Source organism: Cerasicoccus sp. TK19100 (assembly GCF_027257155.1).
GTDB lineage: Bacteria > Verrucomicrobiota > Verrucomicrobiia > Opitutales > Cerasicoccaceae > Cerasicoccus > Cerasicoccus fimbriatus.
In genome coordinates, this window is record NZ_JAPWDU010000001.1 from 799211 (window position 1) to 821111 (window position 21901).

Sequence of the window (21901 nt, forward strand, 5' to 3'; positions counted from 1 at the left end):
TCTGTATTGTGAGTATTCTGAGAAAAACCAAAGTAGAGGCAGAGGTTAATATGTCTCCACTCATTGATGCGGTTTTCCTTCTGCTGATTTTTTTTCTGGTTGCAACGATGACCAAAAAAGAAAATCGAGATATCGACATCGACCTCCCGAATTCCTCATCGGCTGTTAAGCTGATGCCTGATAATCGCGCATTAGTGATCGGCATTGATCCATCGCAACGCATCTACCTTGAGGGTAGGGCCACTACGATGACAGAGTTGATGTCTCAACTCCGCGATCTCGCGATTGAAGACCCGAATCGACGTATCCGATTAGATGCAGATAAGGCGACGCCGTTTTTCAAAGTCATCGAAATTCTTAATATGCTTCAATTTCGTGGGCTAAATAACGTTGGAATAAGGACTTATGATGAGCACTACAACCGGTGATCAAAGCAGTTGGCGAACTAGTGTAATCATATGGGGCATCGCAGGTTTCCTGAATGTAGCCATTGCATTGCTGTTTGTTAACACAGAAAGCCTGCATACGAGATCGATCACTTATGATAAGGCGTCAATCGATGAGAAAATCAAAGTAGCTCATCAACGCTCTGAGGAGAAAGCGCGCATTGAGGAAGCTCGGCGTGATCAAATTCGGATTCCGGAAGCAGATGCTAAAGCATTACGTCAGCTTGAGGAGCTAAAGTATCGTGAACAGATGCTCGAGCATATCACAGAATTGAAGGAAAATTATCATTTGATGAAAGAAATTGAATCGGAGTATCTATCAGAACTTGAGCAAGATACCATCCGGAGAGCAGATGCAGTGAATGCTCATCGTCTGAAGGAGTTGATGGGAAGGACTGTGGGTAACGTGCATCGGCTACAGCGCGAGATTGATAAGTCCGATGTTGTGGATGATGCTACAGTTGAGAGTCTTGGAATGCGTCTGAATCAGATCGATAAACAGGCACAGAAGGCGCAAAATGCTTCGATCAAGCTGGATCGCGACCCGAATGATCAAGTGGCTCAAGCAACGAGTGCTCAAGAGTCGATCGCACTCATCGAAAAAGCAGATAAATTATTAGTTGAAACGCAAGATATCGCAGCATCAAGTCAAGGTATTGCTGAAGTAAGAGAGCGTTTCGATGAGAACATCAAGAAGATTCGAGAAATCGCTGAAACGATGATGGACCCGGATGGTTCCTCACGAGGTAAAGAGTTAGCGCAAACACCACATTCTGCCGATCATTCGGAACTCGATGATGAGATTGAAAATGTAAGTGATATGGATACGAGCGATTTATACCAAGTCGCTACAAAGCTTGAAGAGGCGATCAATCAGCTTTATGGAAATGCTCGTACCGCTTCTCTTGCGATTAAGTCGAAAAAAAACTTCTCAGAAGCTCGCGAAAACCAGGTATCTTTTGATCAGGAGGACCGACCTGATTTTTCGGAAGAAATTCGAGAGAATACCGCAGAGACAGTCGGTGATTTTAATAGGCTCAAGGAGGTTATGGGTAATGCAGTTGCTGAAGTTGAGAATATGCGGGCCAATGCCAGGAGTAAAGTCTCTCAGATCAATCCAGATAGCAAGTCACAGCGTGGTATCGATTTAACCACTCGCTTCCCTGAATCCGCGGCTAAAGCCCAATTAAAGCAGCGTAACCTCAGACAGGTTGTGAAAGCGGCTGGGAATCGTCCTGTTGATCTTACAGAGGTAATGAAGGCCAGTTTGGGTAGCAGTAATTCCTCAGTAGAAAATGTCGATGAGCCTCCTACTCCGAAAGGGCTCCCTGAGTTAAGTATTTCTAATGAGACTATAATTGCAAAAGCACTGCCTGGGCGGCGTTTCACAGAAGATGCTAGTCGTAAAGGTTGGCTCTATGTTGACACTTGGTATGTAATTGGCCCTTGGAGTTTGGATAAATATCAAGGTGTTCAGTTGCAGCCAGAGGTTGAAATAAATTTAGACGCGGTCTACTTTAACGGAATGTCTGGCAATCCCCGAAAAGCCAGAAATCCTAGCGCAAATCTTGAGTTGGACGGCAAACTGAAGTGGCGCTTTCATCAGTCCGACATGCTGTTCGTGCGTCCTCCTGATGAAGTTGGCGATGCGATATACTACGCATACACAGAGCTCTATTTTGACAAGCAACGCGATATCCTCATCGCCGTGGGCATCGACGACTACTCAAAGGTTTGGATTAATGATTCGCTTGTTTGGAGTAGTCGCGCTGAGAGTTGGGAGTTGAGTAAGAGTTTACGAAAAGTCACTTTTCAAGAAGGTTACAATACGGTTCTGATACGCATGGAAAATGGAGCTCCTCTTATGGATTTTTCTTTAGTTCTCTGTCCGGTAAATGCGAGTTAGCGAACGGTCAGGCTAATCGCTTTTTTGCATTTTTAGCCAATTGCCAGGAGGGATGCCACAGCTTTTGCGGAAAGCTCGAGCAAAAACTCCGACATCGCTGTAGCCTAGGTAATTTGCAATATATTTTTGGCTCCAGCCTTGGAGTAGGCCATGCTTGGCGGATTCCATTTTTAAGCGGATTAACTCTACTTTCGGGGATTTGTAACCGGCCTCCAGAAAAAGACGTCGCAAGTGCGTCGGAGAAACTCCCACAGTACTGGCGGCCATCTCAACTGTCGGCGATAAGTGGATGCTTTCGGTCAACCAGTGAAGTGCTCGCTTTGCTTTGTCGTGAGAATTGGGAAGAAGTGATTTAGTCTGGTTTTTATCTGCCACTAGGCGAGTCATGGCGAAAAGTAACTCTTGTAAGTGCATCGACGTTTGAATGTCATAGCGTCCCGAGTATGACTTTATTTTTATCATGTGCTCAGCCATACTGCGAATCTGTTCGGCATCCAAACCCACGCAAAGTAACTCCTCCGCGTCTATACAAATGGAAAGTTCTTCAGGCACTTCCATAAAGTGCATGACAAAGACTTCCGACGTTCCCTGAGGCTCATCCTGCCACCCATGGGATGAGAGAGGGTGGGCGATATAGAGTCTAGTGCCATAAACATTGGCGTCGATACCCTGCCGCGTGGTTGGCTGAGCTCTGCCGCTAAGAATAAATTGAAACTCCCACAAGCCACGGGGCTTGCTTAAGATGGGCTTGATGCCGTAGTTACGCTTTCCGTAAGCGAGGTATCTTATGTTGCGACTTCCGCTTATCATGTTCGATTCTGCTAAATATATGAATACTTCTGCAATTGCCGATTTCAAGTTTTATAGTTAATATATTTCGCATGAATCCCGTTAAGAATTATGCAATTGTTGGGACCGGAGTCCGGTCGATGATGTTTCGTGGTGCGATACTTGGTGACCATGCTGAATGCTCGAAGCTAGTTGCCTTGTGTGACTCGAATCCATTGAGGATGAAGGCTTGGCAGGAAAAGGATGAACTCGATTTACCCTGCTATGCTCCAGAGGATTTTGAGAAGATGATTGAAGAGCAAAATGTGGATGTTGTCATCGTGACAACGATCGACCGTACACATGACGAATATATTTGTCGTGCGATGGTTGCAGGCTGTGATGTGGTTACCGAGAAGCCAATGACCACGGACGTCGAAAAGTGCAATCGCATCCTCCGCACACGTGAGCGTACAAACAAGAAATTGACCGTAACTTTCAATTATCGATATGCTCCGCGTAATTCCAAAGTTAAGGAGCTTCTTCAGCAAGGCATCATTGGGAAAATTACTTCAGTACACTTTGAGTGGATGCTCGATACTAAGCATGGAGCTGACTACTTCCGTCGCTGGCACCGAGATAAGCGAAACAGTGGCGGCCTGATGGTGCATAAATCGACTCATCATTTTGACCTAGTTAACTGGTGGATCGAAAGTAAGCCGGAAACCGTCATGGCAATGGGCGACCTTTGTTTCTATGGTAAGGTCAATGCCGAGGAGCGTGGTGAGTCACATCAATATTTTCGTGCTACTGGTAGTGAAAACGCTAAGGGCGATCCATTTGCCATGGATATGACAAATGACGATCATCATCGTTCGCTTTATTACGATTGCGAGTCTGCTGATGGTTATCTGCGTGATCAGAATGTCTTTGGTGACGGTATCTCGATCGAAGACGATATCGGCGTCATGGTGCGATATCAAAGTGGTGCAGTCATGACCTATCATCTGACGGCTTTCGCGCCATGGGAAGGCTACCGTGTTTCATTTAATGGTACAAAAGGACGTCTTGAGATTGACGTTGAGGAGCGCTCTTACGTTAGCGGAAGTGACTCCGACCACAACTTGACGCGCAATGTACTAGGAAGCTCTGATCACAAGGTTCTGGAGCCAACGAAATTGCTTTTCCGTCCACACTGGGGAGAGCCAAAGAAGATCGCTATTGATGACACGAATACAGGTGGCCATGGCGGTGCGGACAAACTCCTCTTGAGCGATATTTTTGATGAGTATCAACATGATCCGCTTGGTCGTGCTGCTGGTCATGAAGATGGTGCCTGGTCTATTCTTACTGGCATCGCAGCCAATCAGTCTATGAGTACAGGATTGCCTGTTCGCATCGCAGATTTAGGCGTGAAAGTTTATTAATCATGCACGAGCTAGCTGGATGTTGTTGCAATAGCGCTTAACGGCTTGTGCAAAGGTTCCGGCAGCTCTACTGGGGCCTTTGCAGGCGTAAGTCATTACCCCGAAAAACTATATGAGTCGGAATAAACGATGCCTTTATTTTTCTAAGAGTCGCGTGGTGTTCTTTTGAAATCTGACTCGCGCAAACCACCTCTGAATATGACAATCAAATTATTACTTCGTCATGCCTCTACAGCTATTCTTTTGCTTGTATCTCTCGTTTCAGCTGAAGCTGGACAGCATCGTGATGTCTTTATCATAGCTGGACAATCCAATGCGGATGGCCGTACCCTCAAGTCAGAATTGGTTGGAGATTTGGCGATATATGCTGGAAAACAAGACGGAGTTATGGTGCATTATACCAATACCGTATACACCAATACTGATAAAAGCAAATACGGGACATGGGTGACGCTCGAGCCTGGATACAGCGTTTCTCCAAGCTACAGTGGCGCATTGCCATCTGATACTTTTGGAATGGAGATCGGTGCGGCCAGAGTTCTCAACGAATACTATGAAAATCCTGCTTTTATCAAGGTTAGTCGAGGCGGAACTGCTCTTGGTGTGCCGGGAACAGATTGGTATCCTGTGAAGGATTCTGAAGACCTGGTCGGTCCGCTGTATCGAGCATTAATTGATTCAACCAAAGACGCGCTTGAAGAGCTTGAAGCAGCAGGGGATACTTACACTGTCCATGGTGTCTTTTGGCACCAGGGTGAAAGCGACATCAACGAGCGTACGGATGTTTATGGCGATTTGCTGGCTACACTGATTAAGAATGTGCGAAGTGACTTAAATATGCCAAACCTGCGATTCATTGTTGGTGAAGTTGCCACAGTAAAACCCCTAGCATTTCGCACGGTTCAGTGGGAGGCCGCACGTAGTTTGCCTAACACCAGTTTTATCTCTTCGCGAGGGCTTGGTGTCATGGATCAATCGCATTTCAATACTCAAGCGATGACCATCTATGGGGAACGAGTAGGGTATGCATTCTTACCGAATCGTGAGATTCTCGACTTTGAAATTCCCATTTATGCTACCGGGCCGCTAGATCGTCAGGATGAATTTGCTGCAACGGATGGGGTTGATTCATCGCTTCAGGTGGTTGCGACATCTAGTCAGGGTGAATATGTGAGTGGACAAGCGGCCGGGCATAAGGGTGCCACAGGAGGACACTATTGCACTCGCCGGCATTTAATCCCGTTAAAGAAGGCTAGCACCATGCAGGCTGATTTCTTTCCTGGCAATGTTGGTTTTGATAATCAAGCCGATGCCGATTCTTCGCTTCTGATTGCTGGCTGGGGAGTTGATGCCGATTCTGACGGTGTCTTTACTGAGGCGGAAACCGCTATCGGATTTGGTGTTTACCACACAGCAAATTTTCGTATCCAGATCGGCTCGCAAACTTATCTATCCACGGAGACATACCAAACCGACCATTGGTATCGGCTCACCCTCTCATGGACGAACCCCAATCAGCACGGCCAACGAACGGTGGAGCTCTATGTGCGAGATTTGTCGGCAGGTATTGACCTTAATGAAGGCAATCCTGTTATTTCTATATTGATTGATGAAGATGATTTTGACGGAAATCCTATGCACTGGTCTGGCATGGGATTTCGGGCTACGCGCGGTCTGGTCGATAATATTTCTATCATGCCATTCGGCTTTAGCGCATGGGTTAAAACGCTCTTCCCAGATCTGCAAGGGGGAGCGAATGGTGACGATGACCACGATGGGCTTAGCAATTCTTTAGAGTATGCATTCGGCCTTGATCCTTTTTTCTCAAACTCGCCATTGGAGCTGCCTCAAATTAGTTTTGGAGTTGAATATGCTTCTCTTTTAGTTAGTCCACTCGCTACTCAACCCAACATTCACTACACGTTACAATGGTCTCGAGACCTCGAATCTTGGACTACACTCGCTGGCGCACCATCCAATGAATATATTACTTTCACGCTAAATACGATTGGGGAAACGACACTCTTTTTTCGTCAACTTGTCGAGTTCTAGGGGCGAGCTCTGGAGTAGGGGCTCTTGAATACTATGACGGTTTGATTGCGTGAGAAGGGCAGTGTATTTCTTGCTCAGGTAGCAAGGCACATGGAGCAGTTGGAATTCTAGTATTAAAAGAGAGCGCCCCATGTCATTCCCCCAAATGACATGGGGCGCTGTTACGTCGGCAGGTATATTGCCAAGTCTCTCAAGCGTTCACTCGCGCTAGTATATTGTCGGCGTTGATGAACCTGCGCACCACTTTGGGAGTTGTGAGATCAATATTGGAAGGTTGATTCATACTGGGCTAGTATCGTTTGGCTTTCAAAAATCATGTAACCGATGTAATTCAATATGCTGAAAACTAACGCTTGTTTTCTATCAATTTCTTCAGAACAAAGTCGTATTGGTCGATGTATTGGTGGACATCTTGATCGGGGTGCTGCACATAGCATTCTACTCCTTTTGAATCTGCTAGTTTTTTAAATTCAATGCCGAAACTGGGACTATGAACGTAAAAGTTTCCACCTTTCTTTTTCTCATCTGGGCTAAACTTATACTTCATGAATATTGCAGGATCATCACTGGAAATTAGTTCCGCGGGTGACATGCTAGGAAAATATTTTTCAAACTTGCTGCGTTTTGCCAGAAAGCCCTCAAAGTCTTTTTCGTTCATGCCAAAAGCATGACCACCATACTTTAGTTCTGGCCCAACCCAATCACGCATTTGTATTGGATCGATCGAAGTTTGTGCATCACGGACGCCTATTGCCAGCACTCGCGTTGATTCTCTAAGAACAGGATCGGTTGCCTCTGGATCCGCCATGTCATCTGAGAGACCAAGCCAGAGTGCTGAGAATCCTCCTGCTGAGACTCCAGTAAGTCCCACTGCGTTTTTGTCTAGATCCCATTCGTTGGCGTGATTGCGAACGAATTGTAAGGCATATTTGATGTCATCGAGGCATGCTTGAACTGGCGGATACACGCCTTCGCGATGGGCTGCGTGCAGCATTCGATAATTGACTCCTACTACAGCAATTCCAGCATCAGTATACCTCTTAACATGTGAATCCGATAGTTTCTTGTCGCCGTTCCACCAACCACCGCCATGAATATCCATGACAAAGGGAAACGGGCCTTTGCCTTCAGGCTTATAAATATCTATTTTTTGCAATTCGTGTGGACCGTAGGCAACGTCGGCCTTGAATGGAATTGGATCGGCGCACGCCGTTCTTGCCGCAATGAGAGCATAGAGGGTTAGGGCAAAAAGACATCTAATCATGATATATATTTAAATTGGGACTGGTTAGTTTGCGATAAATCTGAGTGAATTGTCTGATGCTTGATTGGATGATGAACTGGATTTAAAGATTTTGCGTTCCGGAAGTGTGAATATCGGAGATTGTAGATGCAATGCAGTCCATGTTATTCGACAGCGAGGTATTCGCCACTGTTACGACTTGCCAATGCATTCATGAATGACCGACCATCTTTACTCCGGTAAGAGATGGTGTTGATTTTAACAGGATTGGGTTGTTTCTCCTGAAGTTTTGCGGTCAGCATCAAAATTTCATCAACGCTAACTCCTGTCGGTTCGCCATCAGATAAGAGGATGATCTGCTCTGGGTTCATTGAGAACGCTTTTTTCAAGGCTAAATCGGTACGCGTGCCAGCATGCAGGCCATCCTGGTATTTATTCCAATCGATGCTATCAAAAGTCTGGTCCCTTTTCAGTGCTTTTGCGGGGTCCATACGTCTAAGCCAGTTTTTAGTTCGTTGAATAGTAGCCTCGTTGATTTCCCTAACGCTGCCGCTAAGCGTTTCTACTCCTCCGGCAAATCCAATGATGTTGAACTTCGTTTGGCTGCCATTGTCACTCATGCTTTGGAGCACTTTAAGAATTTCGTCAGCGACTATTTTAAATCCCTCCGGCCCGCGTTCATCTCCAATCATGCTTCCCGATATATCCATTACGAAGACGATACTCTGGCTCGATGTTTTGACTCCAAAAAAGTCTATATCTGGCATTTTGGCTTCAATCGTAGACCAATTACCTCCTAGCTCACCAGTTCCAAAGGCCACGCGGCTGTTCTGGCTTATGGTCGGCACCTCAATGTCTGATATATCGATCACGGATACCGCGGGGGCGGCTATTACCTTTTTCGGAGGTGTGGGATTGGAATTAATTTTAATTTGAATGGGCACCTGAGGCGGCTGTTCAGGAATTGCTGTTGGGGCTTCAAATTCTACTGAATCTTGAGTAGCTGCACTGAAGATAACCACTCCGCCGATTGTTAACAAGATAGCAACGTGTGCCAAGAGACTGATCACAAGAACCTTGATTAGCGACTTGCTTCGAATCCGCACTTTATTTGGGGCTGGTTTAGCCATGTTTATGGAAACAGCGAGATGATGGTCAGTATATCCCAATTGTGAATGAGTAGGTTTTTAGAACTGATTGTTAATACTTACTAATAACAACGAAAGCTATCCTTAGATGGGGAATTGAATCAGCCGAAAGGCCATGAGGTGCGCTATTCGGATGAATAAGTCGGGTTTTGATAAACGCGCACGTAATCAACTGTCAGTTCATAAATCCCATCTGCAAGCAGTGACTCACTTGGCCCATTCATGGCCAGATCTACTAATATCCACATCGGTTGTTTCATTTCCTGTGGTGTCGGAAAGCGATGTAATTCCTTACCGTCGAAATAGTTGATTACCCAATCAGGTGTTATCATCGTTCCGTAGGTATGAAACTCACCATCGAATAGATCATCGATTCCAAATGCGGAAGATGTATACATACCGTAGTAGTTTCCGATTTTCCGATTACTACTTTGACGCCCGGGAAGCTGCCGTATTCCAGGGTGCTGATGCAAGGTTGCATGGTGGCCCTTTTTGTCGGCGCTATAGCCCTCGTAGATATCATACTCGATATTTGTCTGCGTAAGGTTAGTGAATGAGTTTAGCGATTTAAGCCAAAGCGCCGGCCAAGCGCCATAGTAGTTCCCAGTGCTACTTGGACCGATCTTCATGCGCGCCTCAACATATGGATACATCCAGCTACGTCCATAACCATTGAGATTTACTGAAGCAAAGCAGCCTGAATACCATTCGTCGTCAATCTTCTGCATGCGAATGGTCATTTCGCTGTTACCATGGATATAAGTATCCGGGTGGTTGCTATGATATGCTGGCGTGCCCACGGTTCGATCGGAGTTACCTACGCCCGCTGGTACTCCCACAATCGGAACGCCAATGATATTATTCTCCTCATCGTACTGAATCGGATTGGTGGCTCGCTCTCCGACAGCAGCTTGGTGTGTCGGGGCAAACCAATTGCCTTTGCCCAATACATCGTGTGTGACACTATGGGTGTTGAACTCGTCTTCGAAATCCAGAGACCATCCCGTTAGATCTATTGGATCACCCACATACGGATCTTCAGAGAGAGAAGCATCTGACCAAAAATTATTGGTCGCTTGCCATGCCTCCTCAGTCACTTCGTAGAACTGATCAATCGGAGCTGTAGCGTAGGGCTTTCTGTAGCGGTATGGATGCGTCGTCGGAAGTTGATCCTGAATGCCACGACGCCACATGGCCCAACCCATCAAGCGATCGGCCTCATCACCGGTGATTTGCTGCGTGAGTATAATGGTATCAAGCGCCATCTCCGGATTGTTACTCCTGAAATCTCCAATAATGCCTTGGTTGAATATATTACTATCAGCCACAGCCCAGTCTTGCATTTCGATCTGCGTCTCACCGGGGTTACCATTGATGTCTTTTCCATCAATCGACGCATAAATGTATTTGTCTTCACGACGCGCAACCAAGCAGTGCCAGGTGGAACCATCGGGATCTATGGTGAAAGAAATCCCATTTGATCCCGAGATGGAACGCCAGTTTACACCGATGCGATCCTGATCGCGATTATACTGCACGCTAGGCTGTGACTCCAAGCCACCGCCATATCCGTTAATCGCAAATAGCGTTCCACCACCAGTGCCGGTCAGGTCGACCCGGAAGAGTACGACCACCGCTCGGTGTGCGATGTGCGGCAGGTATGGTGAACCATCCAGATGCTTGATTTTGAGGTGATCATTCGAATTGGCTGAAATGTAGAGTTCACCGTTTTGTTTGATTGGCTGCTTTGAGTTATCACCCTGCGGTTCCCCTGGATAGGTGGTTGAAGACTGAATACCCTTCAATCCAACTATGCGGTCATCCCATATCTCGACTGCGCCGTCTGGCAAGTCATCGACATTCCAGTAATACCAAAGACGATCACCCAAAGTCTCTGGAGTCCATTCGGCAGCAGTGCGGACAAATTTCACTGCGTCAGCCAACACGAATAGCCCATCGGTGTCTTCAGTTGTGATTGTCACCGTGCCGCGGTTACCACTGATAAATGAATAGGTGCCGATGTAGTTCCACTGGCCGCTATTCGTTTGTTGATTTACGTAAAGAGGTGTGACACCGTCTGCCCAAGTTACGTGGACTGGCACCTGGTCGGATCGTGTGCCTCCTCCGGCCCAGTTCATATACACATCATACGAACCAGCGTGATCGAGCTCGGGCGCAAAGGTGATTGACTTGCTGCCTTTTGCACTAGCATCGTCATGAAGGTAGTTGTTGCCTACATAGCCAGTTGCGCTGGTTGACGTAAACCAATCGCCTTCGATCGTGACCAGGGATGTGTCGGAATTATCAACGATCACCTCATAAGGAGCAGCTTCGGTGAAGCGGACCGCATCTGCGATCACATGCTTACCATCAGTTCCTTCAGTGGAAAGGACGACTTCATTCGTCATTCCTGCATCGAGCACGAAACCACCGAGCGGGACCCACTCGCCGCCATTTTGAGTTTGGTCTGCGAGAAATCCAGTCACACCATCTGCGGAATAGACTGTGTATGGTGTATCCTCTGAACGGTTTGAGGAGTCTGTCCATCTGAGAAATATATCATACAATCCGAGCTCCGGTATATCAGGTATATAAGCAACTGACTTAGCACCTTTACCAGTTGCCCCATCCTGCAGATAGTTACTGCCATAGTAGCCGGAAGCTGCGGTTGAACTCGACCATGTTCCGGTTTTAATGGCCTCACTATCCGTGCTATCAATGATGATATCAGTCAGCGCGGGTACCGATTGAGGAACAAACTGAATCGCATCGACGATGACAAAGTCCGAAGTGCCAGTGGTTTCGATTTTTACATGGCCCGACGTTCCGGCTGCAAATGAGTATACCCCGATCGAATTCCACATGCCGCCATTGATCTGCTGATTTACTGTCGTCTGCGATGTCCCTCCTTCGTAAATGATGTTCACTGGTACGTTGTCAGGGCGTCCAGATCCTGAAGTCCAACGAAGGAATACTTCATAATCATCGGCAACTTGAATATCTGGCGTAAATGTGGCTGACTTTAAACCTTTATCTAGGCTGTTGTCGTGTAGGTAATTCGATCCGTAGTAACCGCTTACTCCGGTCGAACTGTTCCAACTGCCTACCAGGGATATACCGGAGGTATCGGCATTATCAATGGTTATGGTTGTTTGAGCAAATATGGTGGGGCTTGCGACGAGAATTGAGAGCGCCGTTAAGACTTCGGGCATGCGATGATGCCATGCGGCTTTTGCTTTCATATGCTGTATCTACTTATAGGGGTGAGGGGGCATTCCCGGCATTTAGTTTTTACGGTTGTATAAAACCAATATAGATTGACCAGGGTTAGCTTGTGTCGAGGAGAGGAGGGGTGGACTGCTTGATTAGGTTTTGTGCTGCTCTTTTGAGTTTCTTTAAAATTACACTTTGATCTAACAAGCAAATGATTTGCTGCGCATATCAATGCGTAGCGTGAGCAAGCTCCAGCTTCTTGCATGATTCACGTGACTGATTGAATGATAGTTGGTAGTTAAAGTTTAACCTATGACCTCAATCGTGGTGCGCCGTTCAGTTTCTTGGATGTGCTTCAGGACATCATCTAATCTTAGTCCAATGTAAGATTCGTAATTTGACTTGATTGGAACTTGAAATGTTGCTTCTACCTTGCGCATGGCTTGGCTGATCGGTTTGCCGATTTAGAATTACCTAAGTTTTTTTTGAGAAGTATTTTAATATAAAAATTGTTAATAAGTGAGAATACAATCTAAGCATTTCCTTGGTTTAACAACTGCAATTACATACCCGCATTGTAACGGGTTTTTACCCAATGGGCGTCAGGTTATCATTTGTAACGTGCCACATGGCAGCGAAGCCAAACCTTGCCTGACGTTATTGAATTGCGATGACCGAACGAGTGTTCCGTTGCCCGAATTTCCCTTCTCGGATGACGTTATACATCACGAGAATGCGACCATCTGCATAGATGTTGCCCAGGATATTCCTAGAGTATTCGCTATCTATCGAGACATCGCGGCATACATTGACATAGACGAATGCGGCCAAGGAACTTGGCATTTAATCCGGACCAAAAGAAATGGCTGCAAGCTACAGGGACTACCAAGCATCACACCGGACGGCGAACGTTGCTTAATCGCCGAGAACCGCGATGACGGACTTTGCGTGCTAGTAGAATACGATATTACAACACAAACAGAGCGAGTTCTTTTCAGTAAGTCGTGGTATGCGAATCATTTCCACTATTGTCCACATGATCCAGCTTGGATAGGATTTTCTCATGAAGGTGCCACGGAGACCATCGATGACAGATGTTGGGCATGGCATGAGACGCTCGCCCCGAATGGAAAATGCGTTTTTCAGCAAGCAATCAATGGAAAATTCCCTGATGCATCCATCTTTGCAGGACATGAGAGATGGTGCTTTCACGACTCCTCGGCTCTGGTAGTCGCATATGCAGTCAGCACTCAGGGGCCGCGAGGTATCTATGAGGCATTTTCTGATGATCGTCCATCAAAGCTAATCTGGGAGTGTAATACCGCTTGGCACTGCAATACCGAACATTCCGGGCGGTATATCGTCATTGACACCAGCGCAGCCTGGGACCACCCGCCTGCATCCCCGGAGGAGCACCGAAAAGGTGTTGAGGCGCATCTTGAAGCTGACAGGACCAAAAGCGAAAACTTGTCTGACGTTGTTCTAATCGATAGGGAGACTCGTAGTCATCTTTACATTGGTCGCGTATCACGCAGAAAGCACCCTTATCACCCGCACCCCGCCTTAAGCCAAGATGGCAAGTGGCTGGTTTATACCGACTATTCGGCCGAAACTCGAGGTGTGTGGATCGTAGAAATCCAATATCTCAATTAGCAGGAGAGGATTCTGAATTGCTCAGATTGATTATGAAGCACCCAGGCTGGCACTGCCGACCAAGGATGGCAGAAGCTATCCAGCTCATCGCCGAGAAATGTTTCCCACCAAGTCGTTACTGCAGGGTTGTTGTTCATGTCGCTCCAAGCTTCGCGAATTAGGTCAATAGCTTTATCGCCGTGTCCGCTTAGATAGAGTGCTTCTGTGTGGTAGATCCACATGTAGGGGGTGCCTTTACATAGCGAAGCATCACTGCGTTGCTGAATCAGTCGTGACATTAAGTCATGTGCTTCTTCGGTATCAATGAGGTTAGCTAGAACCGCGAGACATTGGGAATGCTCGCTCCAACCCTTATGCATTCCATCGCTATCGATACAATCGGCAAAATACTGTAGATCAGTATTCCAGAAAGTATTCTGGCATGAATCTCTAAGCTTTGCAGTGCAAAGCTTTTTCTTATCTAGGCAATGTCGGTAGCCGGTTGATTCCGCGCATTGATAGAAGGCTTGCAGTGCAATGATTAGATAGGCGTTCAGGCCAAGTGACTGCTGTGACCTGTGTATTCCTGGTTCGTCTTTCATGTGCCAGCCCATGCCAGGGTGGTCGATGAAGAGAAGCTGGGTGTAGCTTTGAGTACCGCCCGAGGCCTCGATATGCGGATCGACTTCGAGTAAGCCGCTAGTGTTGATGTGTTGCTCAAACCACTTCAAGACGCGTTCGCCGCTTTGAAGAATGCGATGAAGTCGTTCTTGGTCGACGGGCACGGCTCTTCGATAGACATCAATGCCCCAGACGTAAATCAGACAGTAGTCTAGGAGGAATGTATAGGGCTCGCCAGCCCGGTATATTGCCGGTGAAACTAATCCCGTTTCGTCGTGCTGGCAGGCCACCACAGCATCGAAGAAGTGATGCAAGTGGCTAGGCTCATTATAGAGTTTACTGAGCCAGAGGCAGTGCCAAAGTCCGTCGCCTATATAAAAGGCCTGTTCGCGTGTGGGGCAATCAACACCGGTTTCCTGTGTGCCAATTTCTATCGTATGAATGCTTTTTTGCCACAGGCGGGCAAGCTCCTCGTCGTCAGTGGAAAAGCTGGATGTCAGTGAAATATCAGACTGTCGCCGCCATGCTCCGGCGCAACTTAACGTAATTGTCGATCCTGCGGGGCGAAGAACGATCAGTAGATAGCGGAAGCCATTGTAGTTGATCGTACGGAAGGCAGAGGCATTTTCTGCGGCGTGCCAGCGACATGCGTAATCAGCTCCTTTAAGAAACGATTGGGGGCGCTCGTCGATTAGGCGCTCAGCGCCGCATCCATCGACAGAGCCCATGTCGGCCGAAGCTTGAAATTGAATTTGCGCGGACACATTGACGCCCAAATCAAACACAAGGGCCAGCCCTCGGTCTTTTGATGGAGTAGTAATGCCAGCGCCTGACGACCAAGACGACTGAAAGGGCTCGATTGGAAGTTGTTTCCAGTCTTCTGTATCGAGGATTTGCCCTAGCTTTACGGAGCCGTCCTCAGGAAAGGGCGCGGTTGCTGAAACCTCAGCGACTGAGATGAGTTTTTCCGCTGGCATGAACCACTCCTTGAGCATTGGAACTACTCGGGCATGCAGGGTGTAGCCGCTGTATCGGTTGGCTTTGGCTGATGGCCATGCTCGGTCGTTGAAATCCGGACTTTGCCAGCCTTCCGGATATTCGGATGCATAATATTGCTCAGCCCATCCGGTGGCCCAACTGCGACGGCATTGCGTAGAGCGCCAACCATTGTCAGAGCAATATTTCCACGCGTCCGGCGGGATTGATATTACGCGTTGCGTTTGATTTCCGTGAAGGGCGACTTGCGCCCATAATCCCGGGAGCGCGTTGGAATGGCTTTGGCTATTGAGCCCGTAGTAATGAACTAAGACTGCAATGGTTAGGCATTCCTCACCGGTGATGTCGAAACTATCGACGATACTCTGCTGTTTCGGTGCTGGGCAGGGTCCCTGGCCGATGTAGCTTCCGTTGACCCAAAGTTGATATCGAGTGTTGGCTGCGATCTGGAGTTGAGGCCTCATTTCTGAATGCTCCAACTGGATTTTCGTGCGAAACAAAACGGTCTGATTTGCCTTTGTTTCATTCGCCCACGCCCAAGCCGGACATTGAGGAAATGCTATTCCTTGGCTGCTCATTGTAGTGCGGAAAAGCTGTGCCCGGGTTATATGCCTAGGCTAGTTCTACCAGTCTATCGTGTCCGTGAATTACTGCGGTGAAACGATCATGCCAGTGAGATAAATATAATCGCCTATGTTCCGCACTGGATCTCCTTCGGCAGGGAACTCCACCTTGAGGCTAACCGTGCCATCCGCGCTTGGTTTGACGTTGGCAAAGTGTAGAACTTTATCGAAATTTCCGTCGGCACCGCTTTCGCTCCCTCCAGCAAGAAATTGAGACTGAGTCTGTTCGCCAGTGATGGTATATTTCGCCCAGCGTCGGCCATTGCCATGGCGTGATGCCCAAACCTGAATATTGTAAGCTTTGGCAGGGTCAAGGGTCAGGCGCACTTCGCCGGTCGGATTGTTTTCTCCACGATTTAAGAACAGTGTCGCGTTCTTTGCTCCATCAAAAGCGATTGCGTCGCCGGCCAGTGGAATCTTAACAACACCCTCATTTTCATAATCTTGGAAGGCGTCCACGACTTCAATCGTGGAAGTGGTCGATTGGCCGTTTGCGCTGACTAATGGGATCGGGGCGGGGCTCAAGTTGCCACCAACTTTATTCCATCCCTGCGGAGTTTGACCGCCGAAGTTAATACGAATGTCGGTATCCTTTGGCTGGTAGTTATTGGTGCTGGTAGTCGCGTCGGGGGCTGCGCTAGGCTCTAAGGGTGTTTCGGAGAAATAAGCCTCAGGCGAATATGCTTGAACAGTGCTCCAGGCGGTCTCTTGCAATTGCTTGGCTAGTGTCGGATCAAGAAAGGCCAAGTGGTTGCCTTTGGTAACCCAGTTTGCTCCTTCAATGATGTTAGGAAGGCCTACGGGGGATTTGCCGGTTATGGTGGCGTAGATTACACAGGCCGCAAGGTAAGAACCTTCCATGGTTGGGTGACTGTTGTCTTGAATGTGGAGCGCTACATTAGGATGAGCATTGATCCAGTTTTCAAAGGCAATGCCCACGGGGGCAACCTTTACACCCTCGCGCTTTCCCAGAGAGCTGTAAGCTTCGGTAATGACGGCTTGGTCTTGTGGTAAATTGGCACGCGCCCAAGTCATATACAGCACGGGCTCAGAACCAGATTCTTTTACGAGGGCGATTAGCTTTTCACCATATTCGTCAAATTCGGCGCGTTTGTCCAATGAGCTGCGGCTGTGATTTTGAAGGACCACAAAATCCCACTCTTCCTCATCGGTAATGCGCTTCTGAGCCTTGGGGCCTTCCCAGTGCTTTTTCCAAGAGAATCCGCCTTTGGTTTCGCGCTTGAGCAGGGCTTCATCGCCACTGGCAATCAGCATGGCTTCAACTTGTTTGTTGAGAGCGTTATAATCGCAGTAGCTATTGCCGACAAATAGGCCGGTAATTTTATCGGCCGCAAGAGGAGTGACCAAAACTGCAAGGCTAAGGGCGGCGATTGCGGCCAGCGTTCGATTGTTGATTCGAAGATTTGTTAAGACGTGCTTCATGAAATTCGTTAGTGTGAGGTGTTTGCTTATTCGCTTTCCAGCGGCATGTAGTCGGGGATGATTACCATGCTGAGTTTTTCCATACGATTTCCATCGGGTGGAGCGAGTACCACCAGCTTGCGCGTGTTGGGCTGGAATGGCCAAACGCTGGAATAAATCATCTTGGCCTCGCGCCCATTGACTTCGGCAAGCTGAAGGGAGAGTTGATTATTGGGTGTCTGCTTCGGTTCGATCGTTTTGGCTGAATTGGCGGTAATGGAAAATTTTTCACTGCCGAGCTTTCCAATGATTTCATCTGCGCAAAAGTTAATGAACCGGTAGCTGTTTCTCGGGAAGAGTGTCTCGTTGTCATCGATTACTTTGACGCTAAATCTACCGGATGCGTCATTCGCCTCATCTTGGTGGAAAAACAAAAGCAGCGCTTGGCTGAAGCCTTCGGGGATGTTAGCTTGAGCTATCGGTAGGTATTGGTTGTCTGCTTGTTTTGCGTAGAAGGTGATGGGATTAGGCCCATGATAGTCGACAGGTCTGGTGCGTGATGTTGTGGTCAAGCGCAGGGGCAGATATTCGCCATCTAGTTGGTAGTACAAAGGCTCGCGGATTGATTGCTTCCAGGATGCGGCGCAGAAGTGGAGGGTAATATAGTCCTCGGCATTTTGCCGATTGTCTGCAGCGCAATCGATCAGCGGAGTGAGGATCAATGCGAGCAATGTCAGATAATTAAATTTCATTTTCGTTCAGCCAGCGGAAAGATTTTACAACGAAGCGTCTGCCAAACTGGATGTTTTCACCAGTGGGCATTTCCCAGGCATGCTCGTTGGTCGAGTCGTTCATATACTCTGAGGATCGTTGGACGATGGCCTCGCAGATTGCGGTGGCTTCGATTTCGCCCGTTAGGGGATTGGTCGTTTCCCCATAGGAACGGATCCGGAAGGTATCTGAGCGAACGGTTAGTACGGGGGCCAACGGAGCCAAGAGATCTGCTTGTGTAATGATGTCGTTGGCACCATCTCCTGACTGTTGCATGGAATGCTCGGGGGCGGGAAAATTTCGCTTTGCAGTAGCCGACCCGTCTTCTTCCTGAGATTTTACGGCTATGAGTACGGCATCATTCAGTCCCTCGCCGTTGATTTGGGTATTGTCAATGGCTGCCTGCAACGCACCTGCCAAACCAGTGTCATCATCCTTTAGTGAGCGATTGATAAAGTCTGCCATCGAGAGGAACGGGCCTCGGATTTTTACTTGTTCCACGATCTGTTCAGCCAGTGCGTTGACCTCATCATCGCTAAGGCTTTGCCAACCGCGCCAACCGATTTCAGCTGAGTCATTGGGGGTATGGAGCCGGCCAAAGATAAGTTCGTCAAAACGGTCATCGGTGGCATTTTCTTTGTCGATGATCTGTAGGTCCCCCTGTGTATCTGCAATGAGCATTTGCTGCTTTCGGATGGAGGAAAGCAGCGCCTTCCAGGCATCGACATTAGTTGAGTTTACGTTGAACGCTCCAATGATTTGTAAGTAGGCCGCCGATTTTTGGTAGGCGTCACTTGCCAAAGTATCTGGGTCTTTCAGTAGGGCATCTTCGATCGCCACCGGCATACGAACGTCCGTGTAGGAGATTCGTGGATTGGCGGATAGCTGCGTGTCGGATTGATCTGCGTATTCCTGAATGACGCGCGATACGCTGCGCTCTTCGCTGTATTGATCCTGTGTAAAATCAATTTCTGGCGTGATGCCTGACATGAAGTAACGGTCGAATAGAGCTTCATTTGCCAGCAGTGACAAGTCTGGTGTCGTGAACTCAGCACCTTCAATTTTTTCGGCGCGCAGCGTGCGCGAAATCAGCGGGTGCGCTCTGGAATTACCGATCGCATGCGCTGGCGTTCGATAGTATGGCAGTATGTCCGCATGCCGGAAATCCACAAGGGAAAGTGGTGGCGTTGTGGGGATGTCAAACATGCTAACGTGGGTTTGGCCGCTCGTGGTTTCGTTCGTTGCGCCCCAGTATGCATTATTCGAGGAGGAGTTGGCGTGAGGTAGCGATGATTCGTTTGCGGGGGCAGAGATCACGGTGTTAATGCCTCCGCTGGAGGAAACATCGATGACCCTTTCATGCGTGAAGTTATGCTTCTCCACGTAGTAGCGGGGATTGGTCCATCCGCCGACTGAAAGGGGGCGATAGGGGTCTCCAACCGGTTTCTGGTATGAGTCGAAAACAAACAAACCTATGCGCGAAGCGAAGGCTGAACCAGTTAATATAATGCCGGATGTGTTCTCGCCGGGAGTAAAGGGCTCATTCAAATTGTCGTTGTTCTTTATGTTGAACTCGAGCATGGCTTCCTCCTGCATCGTGTAGTGCCGGTAGGTCGTGAGGGGCTCTTTGTCGTCGCGATTCTTTGAGCCGCTGGAAACGGTGTCTGGGAACTCGGATGCAGGGACATATGTGCCAATGATTCGATAAGCTTCGCCGCCTTTCCAATCCGTACGAATCCCTGCGACCACGGTGTCCGAGGCGGATAGTGGCATCTTATTGACTGAAATGTTTTTATCAGACCCAAAAGAACGAATACTGCTGCCGTACTGCCCGCTTAAAAAATCTTCCATGAGGAATCCACCGGTAAAGTTAAAGCCTTCATTCATTAGCAGGACATGGTCAAAGAGGGGTTGCGGAGCCGAGTTGGCAGCGGAGAAAATTTTAACTTCTCCGGGCTCAAAACTGAGTGGTGTTTCAAAGTCATCGGAGCTTCCATTTTTCAGTAGCAAATAGAAGTCTGATCCGTTGTTGCCAGTTTGATTATGAATGAAGTAATTGCGCAGTGTGGCATTTCCCCGGCACTCATGTTCAACACCGCCTGGATCGGTGTAAGTCTTAATGGTATCAGTGTCGCCGTCATGGATCGCGACGTTGATTTGGATATCAATACTCATGACAATCACCCGGACGGCATCGACTTCAAGTGTTACGTTGTATGGGTTCCAAAGGACGACATGAGGAACCAATACCAGGTTTAAATTGCCTCCTATGTTTTGCAGGGAGACGTAATACTGCACCCTTTGGATGATTGGCATGAGCTGCTGGCTGGTGGGGTAGGTCACCTCGCGATTTTGGATGACTTTTTTGGTCAAATGATCACCGTCGCCATCGGTGGCACCGCCTCTGTTCAAGAGGTAGGCATAGGAGTAGGTCGCCTCATTGTTGCCGGGCCGCCATTCTTGCTCGAATGTGTTGGGGTAGTAGGGAGCACCGGTTAGAGTCGGGGTGCTAGTCGCATTGCGAACATGCTTATAGAGTCGATAGTGGTTGCGAAGAATGTCCCAAGTCGGTCCGGTTAATGGTTCGCCGCTACTGCTATTCACATCTTCCTCAAATAAGAAGCTAACCTTAACCGGAGATCCATTGACGAGATTGTCGTAGGCATTGGTCGCGCCGCTGGCGAATTCTGATGCGTAGAATTGGCCGTCACTCATCTCAAAGGCCAGGGACAGGTCCTTCTTTAGGCCACCGTTTTTAACATCAACTGGAATGCCGCTGGAGTAAAAACTTAAGGTGTGCAAATACTGGTCAAGAGAGCTTCGAGGGACGTTAGTCGAGAGGGCAAGGTCCGCGAAGTCAAAGCTACGTTGAATGTTCGATATGTTGTCTTTGTCTTCAAGATCGACATTCGCAAATTCTGGCAGTGAGTGGAAGGCGCTGTTGGATGGGGTGCCAAAAGACATTCGAGTCATTGCGTTGATATCAATGGCGGCAAAGCCTGGTTCGGAATTGGTTAAATTTACTCGGGACTTTTGGTTTTCATCACCAATCCAATAAGCGAACGCGCCGATATCTCCGATGGTCTCCTTGGGGGCCGTGATGATATCATCAGGCAGGCCGCTGTTGTCTCGATCCAGCAGGGAGCTTGCATTTCCATTACCGACGGAATTGGCTCCAATCAGGACAACATGCTTGCTGTCGATAGCCTCACCGTTGGCGTTCCAATTGGGGGTTGCTGTCAGCGGATCGAATATGCTGGTACTGAGAGGGTCGGCTTGGCCGGAAATTAGCCAAGTAGGAGGATTGCCGGGCGCGGAACTATCCCAGGCACCGATGTAGTTTTGTAAGTCTTGTGATGCTCCTGCTATGGTTGCCGGGGCGGATACCCGTTGGTCCGGGCCCATGGCGCGTTGTAGGCTGCCTAGCGCGACATACAGGCCGAAAATGGCATTTTGCTTAGCTTCCTGCTGTTTGTTCAGGTTGCTAGAGACGGTGAGCTCGGTTTGTAGCAAGGTGGTCAGGCTGACGAGCAGGATGACCATAAATGCCATCAGGCTTAAGGCAATAATGAGCGCGAAGCCTTTTTGAGGCTTCTTTGTATATAAGTCGTGTTGGGGTTGGGGCATGGTCGG

Annotated in this window: 13 protein-coding genes; 5 read left to right on the top strand and 8 right to left on the bottom strand. The window is 48.2% G+C overall.

Annotated features, from left to right (window positions below; genetic code table 11):
• Positions 1-50 precede the first annotated feature (50 nt).
• Both O3S85_RS03170 and O3S85_RS03175 read left to right on the top strand, forming a co-directional pair.
• Positions 51-428 (top strand): ExbD/TolR family protein, encoded by a 378-nt coding sequence (locus O3S85_RS03170; protein ID WP_269537790.1) that lies wholly within the window; start codon positions 51-53, stop codon positions 426-428.
• Entirely contained in the window at positions 406-2352 is a 1947-nt protein-coding gene (locus O3S85_RS03175; RefSeq protein ID WP_269537791.1) for a hypothetical protein, read from the top strand. The genes O3S85_RS03170 and O3S85_RS03175 overlap by 23 nt, the downstream gene beginning before the upstream one ends.
• A 12-nt stretch (positions 2353-2364) precedes the next feature.
• Here O3S85_RS03175 and O3S85_RS03180 read toward each other — a convergent pair whose 3' ends face one another.
• Positions 2365-3210, bottom strand: coding sequence for a helix-turn-helix transcriptional regulator (locus O3S85_RS03180; protein ID WP_269537792.1), 846 nt, complete (start codon positions 3208-3210; stop codon positions 2365-2367).
• A 23-nt stretch (positions 3211-3233) separates the two neighbouring features.
• Here O3S85_RS03180 and O3S85_RS03185 point away from each other — a divergent pair, with 23 nt between their 5' ends.
• Together O3S85_RS03185 and O3S85_RS03190 are read left to right on the top strand one after the other, a co-directional pair.
• Positions 3234-4547 carry a Gfo/Idh/MocA family oxidoreductase gene (locus O3S85_RS03185; protein ID WP_269537794.1) on the top strand — a complete coding sequence of 438 codons (1314 nt, stop codon included), beginning with the start codon at positions 3234-3236 and terminating at the stop codon, positions 4545-4547.
• A 198-nt stretch (positions 4548-4745) separates the two neighbouring features.
• Entirely contained in the window at positions 4746-6599 is a 1854-nt protein-coding gene (locus O3S85_RS03190; protein WP_269537795.1) for a sialate O-acetylesterase, read from the top strand.
• 346 nt (positions 6600-6945) lie between these two features.
• Here the strand turns inward: O3S85_RS03190 and O3S85_RS03195 are convergent, their stop codons facing one another.
• The 3 genes from O3S85_RS03195 to O3S85_RS03205 form a co-directional block, all read right to left on the bottom strand.
• Positions 6946-7863 carry an alpha/beta hydrolase gene (locus O3S85_RS03195; protein ID WP_269537797.1) on the bottom strand — a complete coding sequence of 306 codons (918 nt, stop codon included), beginning with the start codon at positions 7861-7863 and terminating at the stop codon, positions 6946-6948.
• A gap of 143 nt (positions 7864-8006) precedes the next feature.
• Positions 8007-8972: a vWA domain-containing protein gene (locus tag O3S85_RS03200; protein WP_269537799.1), complete on the bottom strand. Its 966-nt coding sequence runs from the start codon at positions 8970-8972 to the stop codon at positions 8007-8009.
• Positions 8973-9115: 143 nt separating this feature from the next.
• Positions 9116-12232: a golvesin C-terminal-like domain-containing protein gene (locus O3S85_RS03205; protein WP_269537801.1), complete on the bottom strand. Its 3117-nt coding sequence runs from the start codon at positions 12230-12232 to the stop codon at positions 9116-9118.
• Between the two features lie 661 nt (positions 12233-12893).
• Between O3S85_RS03205 and O3S85_RS03210 the strand changes: the two genes are divergently transcribed.
• Positions 12894-13856, top strand: coding sequence for a hypothetical protein (locus tag O3S85_RS03210; RefSeq protein WP_269537802.1), 963 nt, complete (start codon positions 12894-12896; stop codon positions 13854-13856).
• Here O3S85_RS03210 and O3S85_RS03215 read toward each other — a convergent pair.
• From O3S85_RS03215 to O3S85_RS03230, 4 genes are all read right to left on the bottom strand, one after another.
• Positions 13853-16030 (bottom strand): alpha-L-rhamnosidase-related protein, encoded by a 2178-nt coding sequence (locus O3S85_RS03215; protein ID WP_269537803.1) that lies wholly within the window; start codon positions 16028-16030, stop codon positions 13853-13855. The two genes, O3S85_RS03210 and O3S85_RS03215, sit on opposite strands and share 4 nt — an antisense overlap.
• Positions 16031-16099: 69 nt before the next feature.
• On the bottom strand, positions 16100-17518 hold the full coding sequence (locus tag O3S85_RS03220) for a DUF4886 domain-containing protein (protein WP_269537805.1): 1419 nt from the start codon (positions 17516-17518) through the stop codon (positions 16100-16102).
• Between the two features lie 26 nt (positions 17519-17544).
• Positions 17545-18249, bottom strand: coding sequence for a hypothetical protein (locus O3S85_RS03225; protein ID WP_269537806.1), 705 nt, complete (start codon positions 18247-18249; stop codon positions 17545-17547).
• Positions 18239-21895: a hypothetical protein gene (locus O3S85_RS03230; RefSeq protein ID WP_269537808.1), complete on the bottom strand. Its 3657-nt coding sequence runs from the start codon at positions 21893-21895 to the stop codon at positions 18239-18241. Before O3S85_RS03230 ends, O3S85_RS03225 begins: the two co-directional genes overlap by 11 nt.
• Between the last annotated feature and the right edge of the window lie 6 nt (positions 21896-21901).

Coding starts and splice junctions, on each gene's coding strand:
- O3S85_RS03175 (WP_269537791.1), top strand. CDS start 406: ATGATGAGCACTACAACCGGTGATCAAAGCAGTTGGCGAACTAGTGTA.
- O3S85_RS03200 (WP_269537799.1), bottom strand. CDS start 8,972: ATGGCTAAACCAGCCCCAAATAAAGTGCGGATTCGAAGCAAGTCGCTA.
- O3S85_RS03230 (WP_269537808.1), bottom strand. CDS start 21,895: ATGCCCCAACCCCAACACGACTTATATACAAAGAAGCCTCAAAAAGGC.
- O3S85_RS03215 (WP_269537803.1), bottom strand. CDS start 16,030: ATGAGCAGCCAAGGAATAGCATTTCCTCAATGTCCGGCTTGGGCGTGG.
- O3S85_RS03220 (WP_269537805.1), bottom strand. CDS start 17,518: ATGAAGCACGTCTTAACAAATCTTCGAATCAACAATCGAACGCTGGCC.
- O3S85_RS03205 (WP_269537801.1), bottom strand. CDS start 12,232: ATGAAAGCAAAAGCCGCATGGCATCATCGCATGCCCGAAGTCTTAACG.
- O3S85_RS03195 (WP_269537797.1), bottom strand. CDS start 7,863: ATGATTAGATGTCTTTTTGCCCTAACCCTCTATGCTCTCATTGCGGCA.
- O3S85_RS03225 (WP_269537806.1), bottom strand. CDS start 18,249: ATGAAATTTAATTATCTGACATTGCTCGCATTGATCCTCACTCCGCTG.
- O3S85_RS03185 (WP_269537794.1), top strand. CDS start 3,234: ATGAATCCCGTTAAGAATTATGCAATTGTTGGGACCGGAGTCCGGTCG.
- O3S85_RS03190 (WP_269537795.1), top strand. CDS start 4,746: ATGACAATCAAATTATTACTTCGTCATGCCTCTACAGCTATTCTTTTG.
- O3S85_RS03170 (WP_269537790.1), top strand. CDS start 51: ATGTCTCCACTCATTGATGCGGTTTTCCTTCTGCTGATTTTTTTTCTG.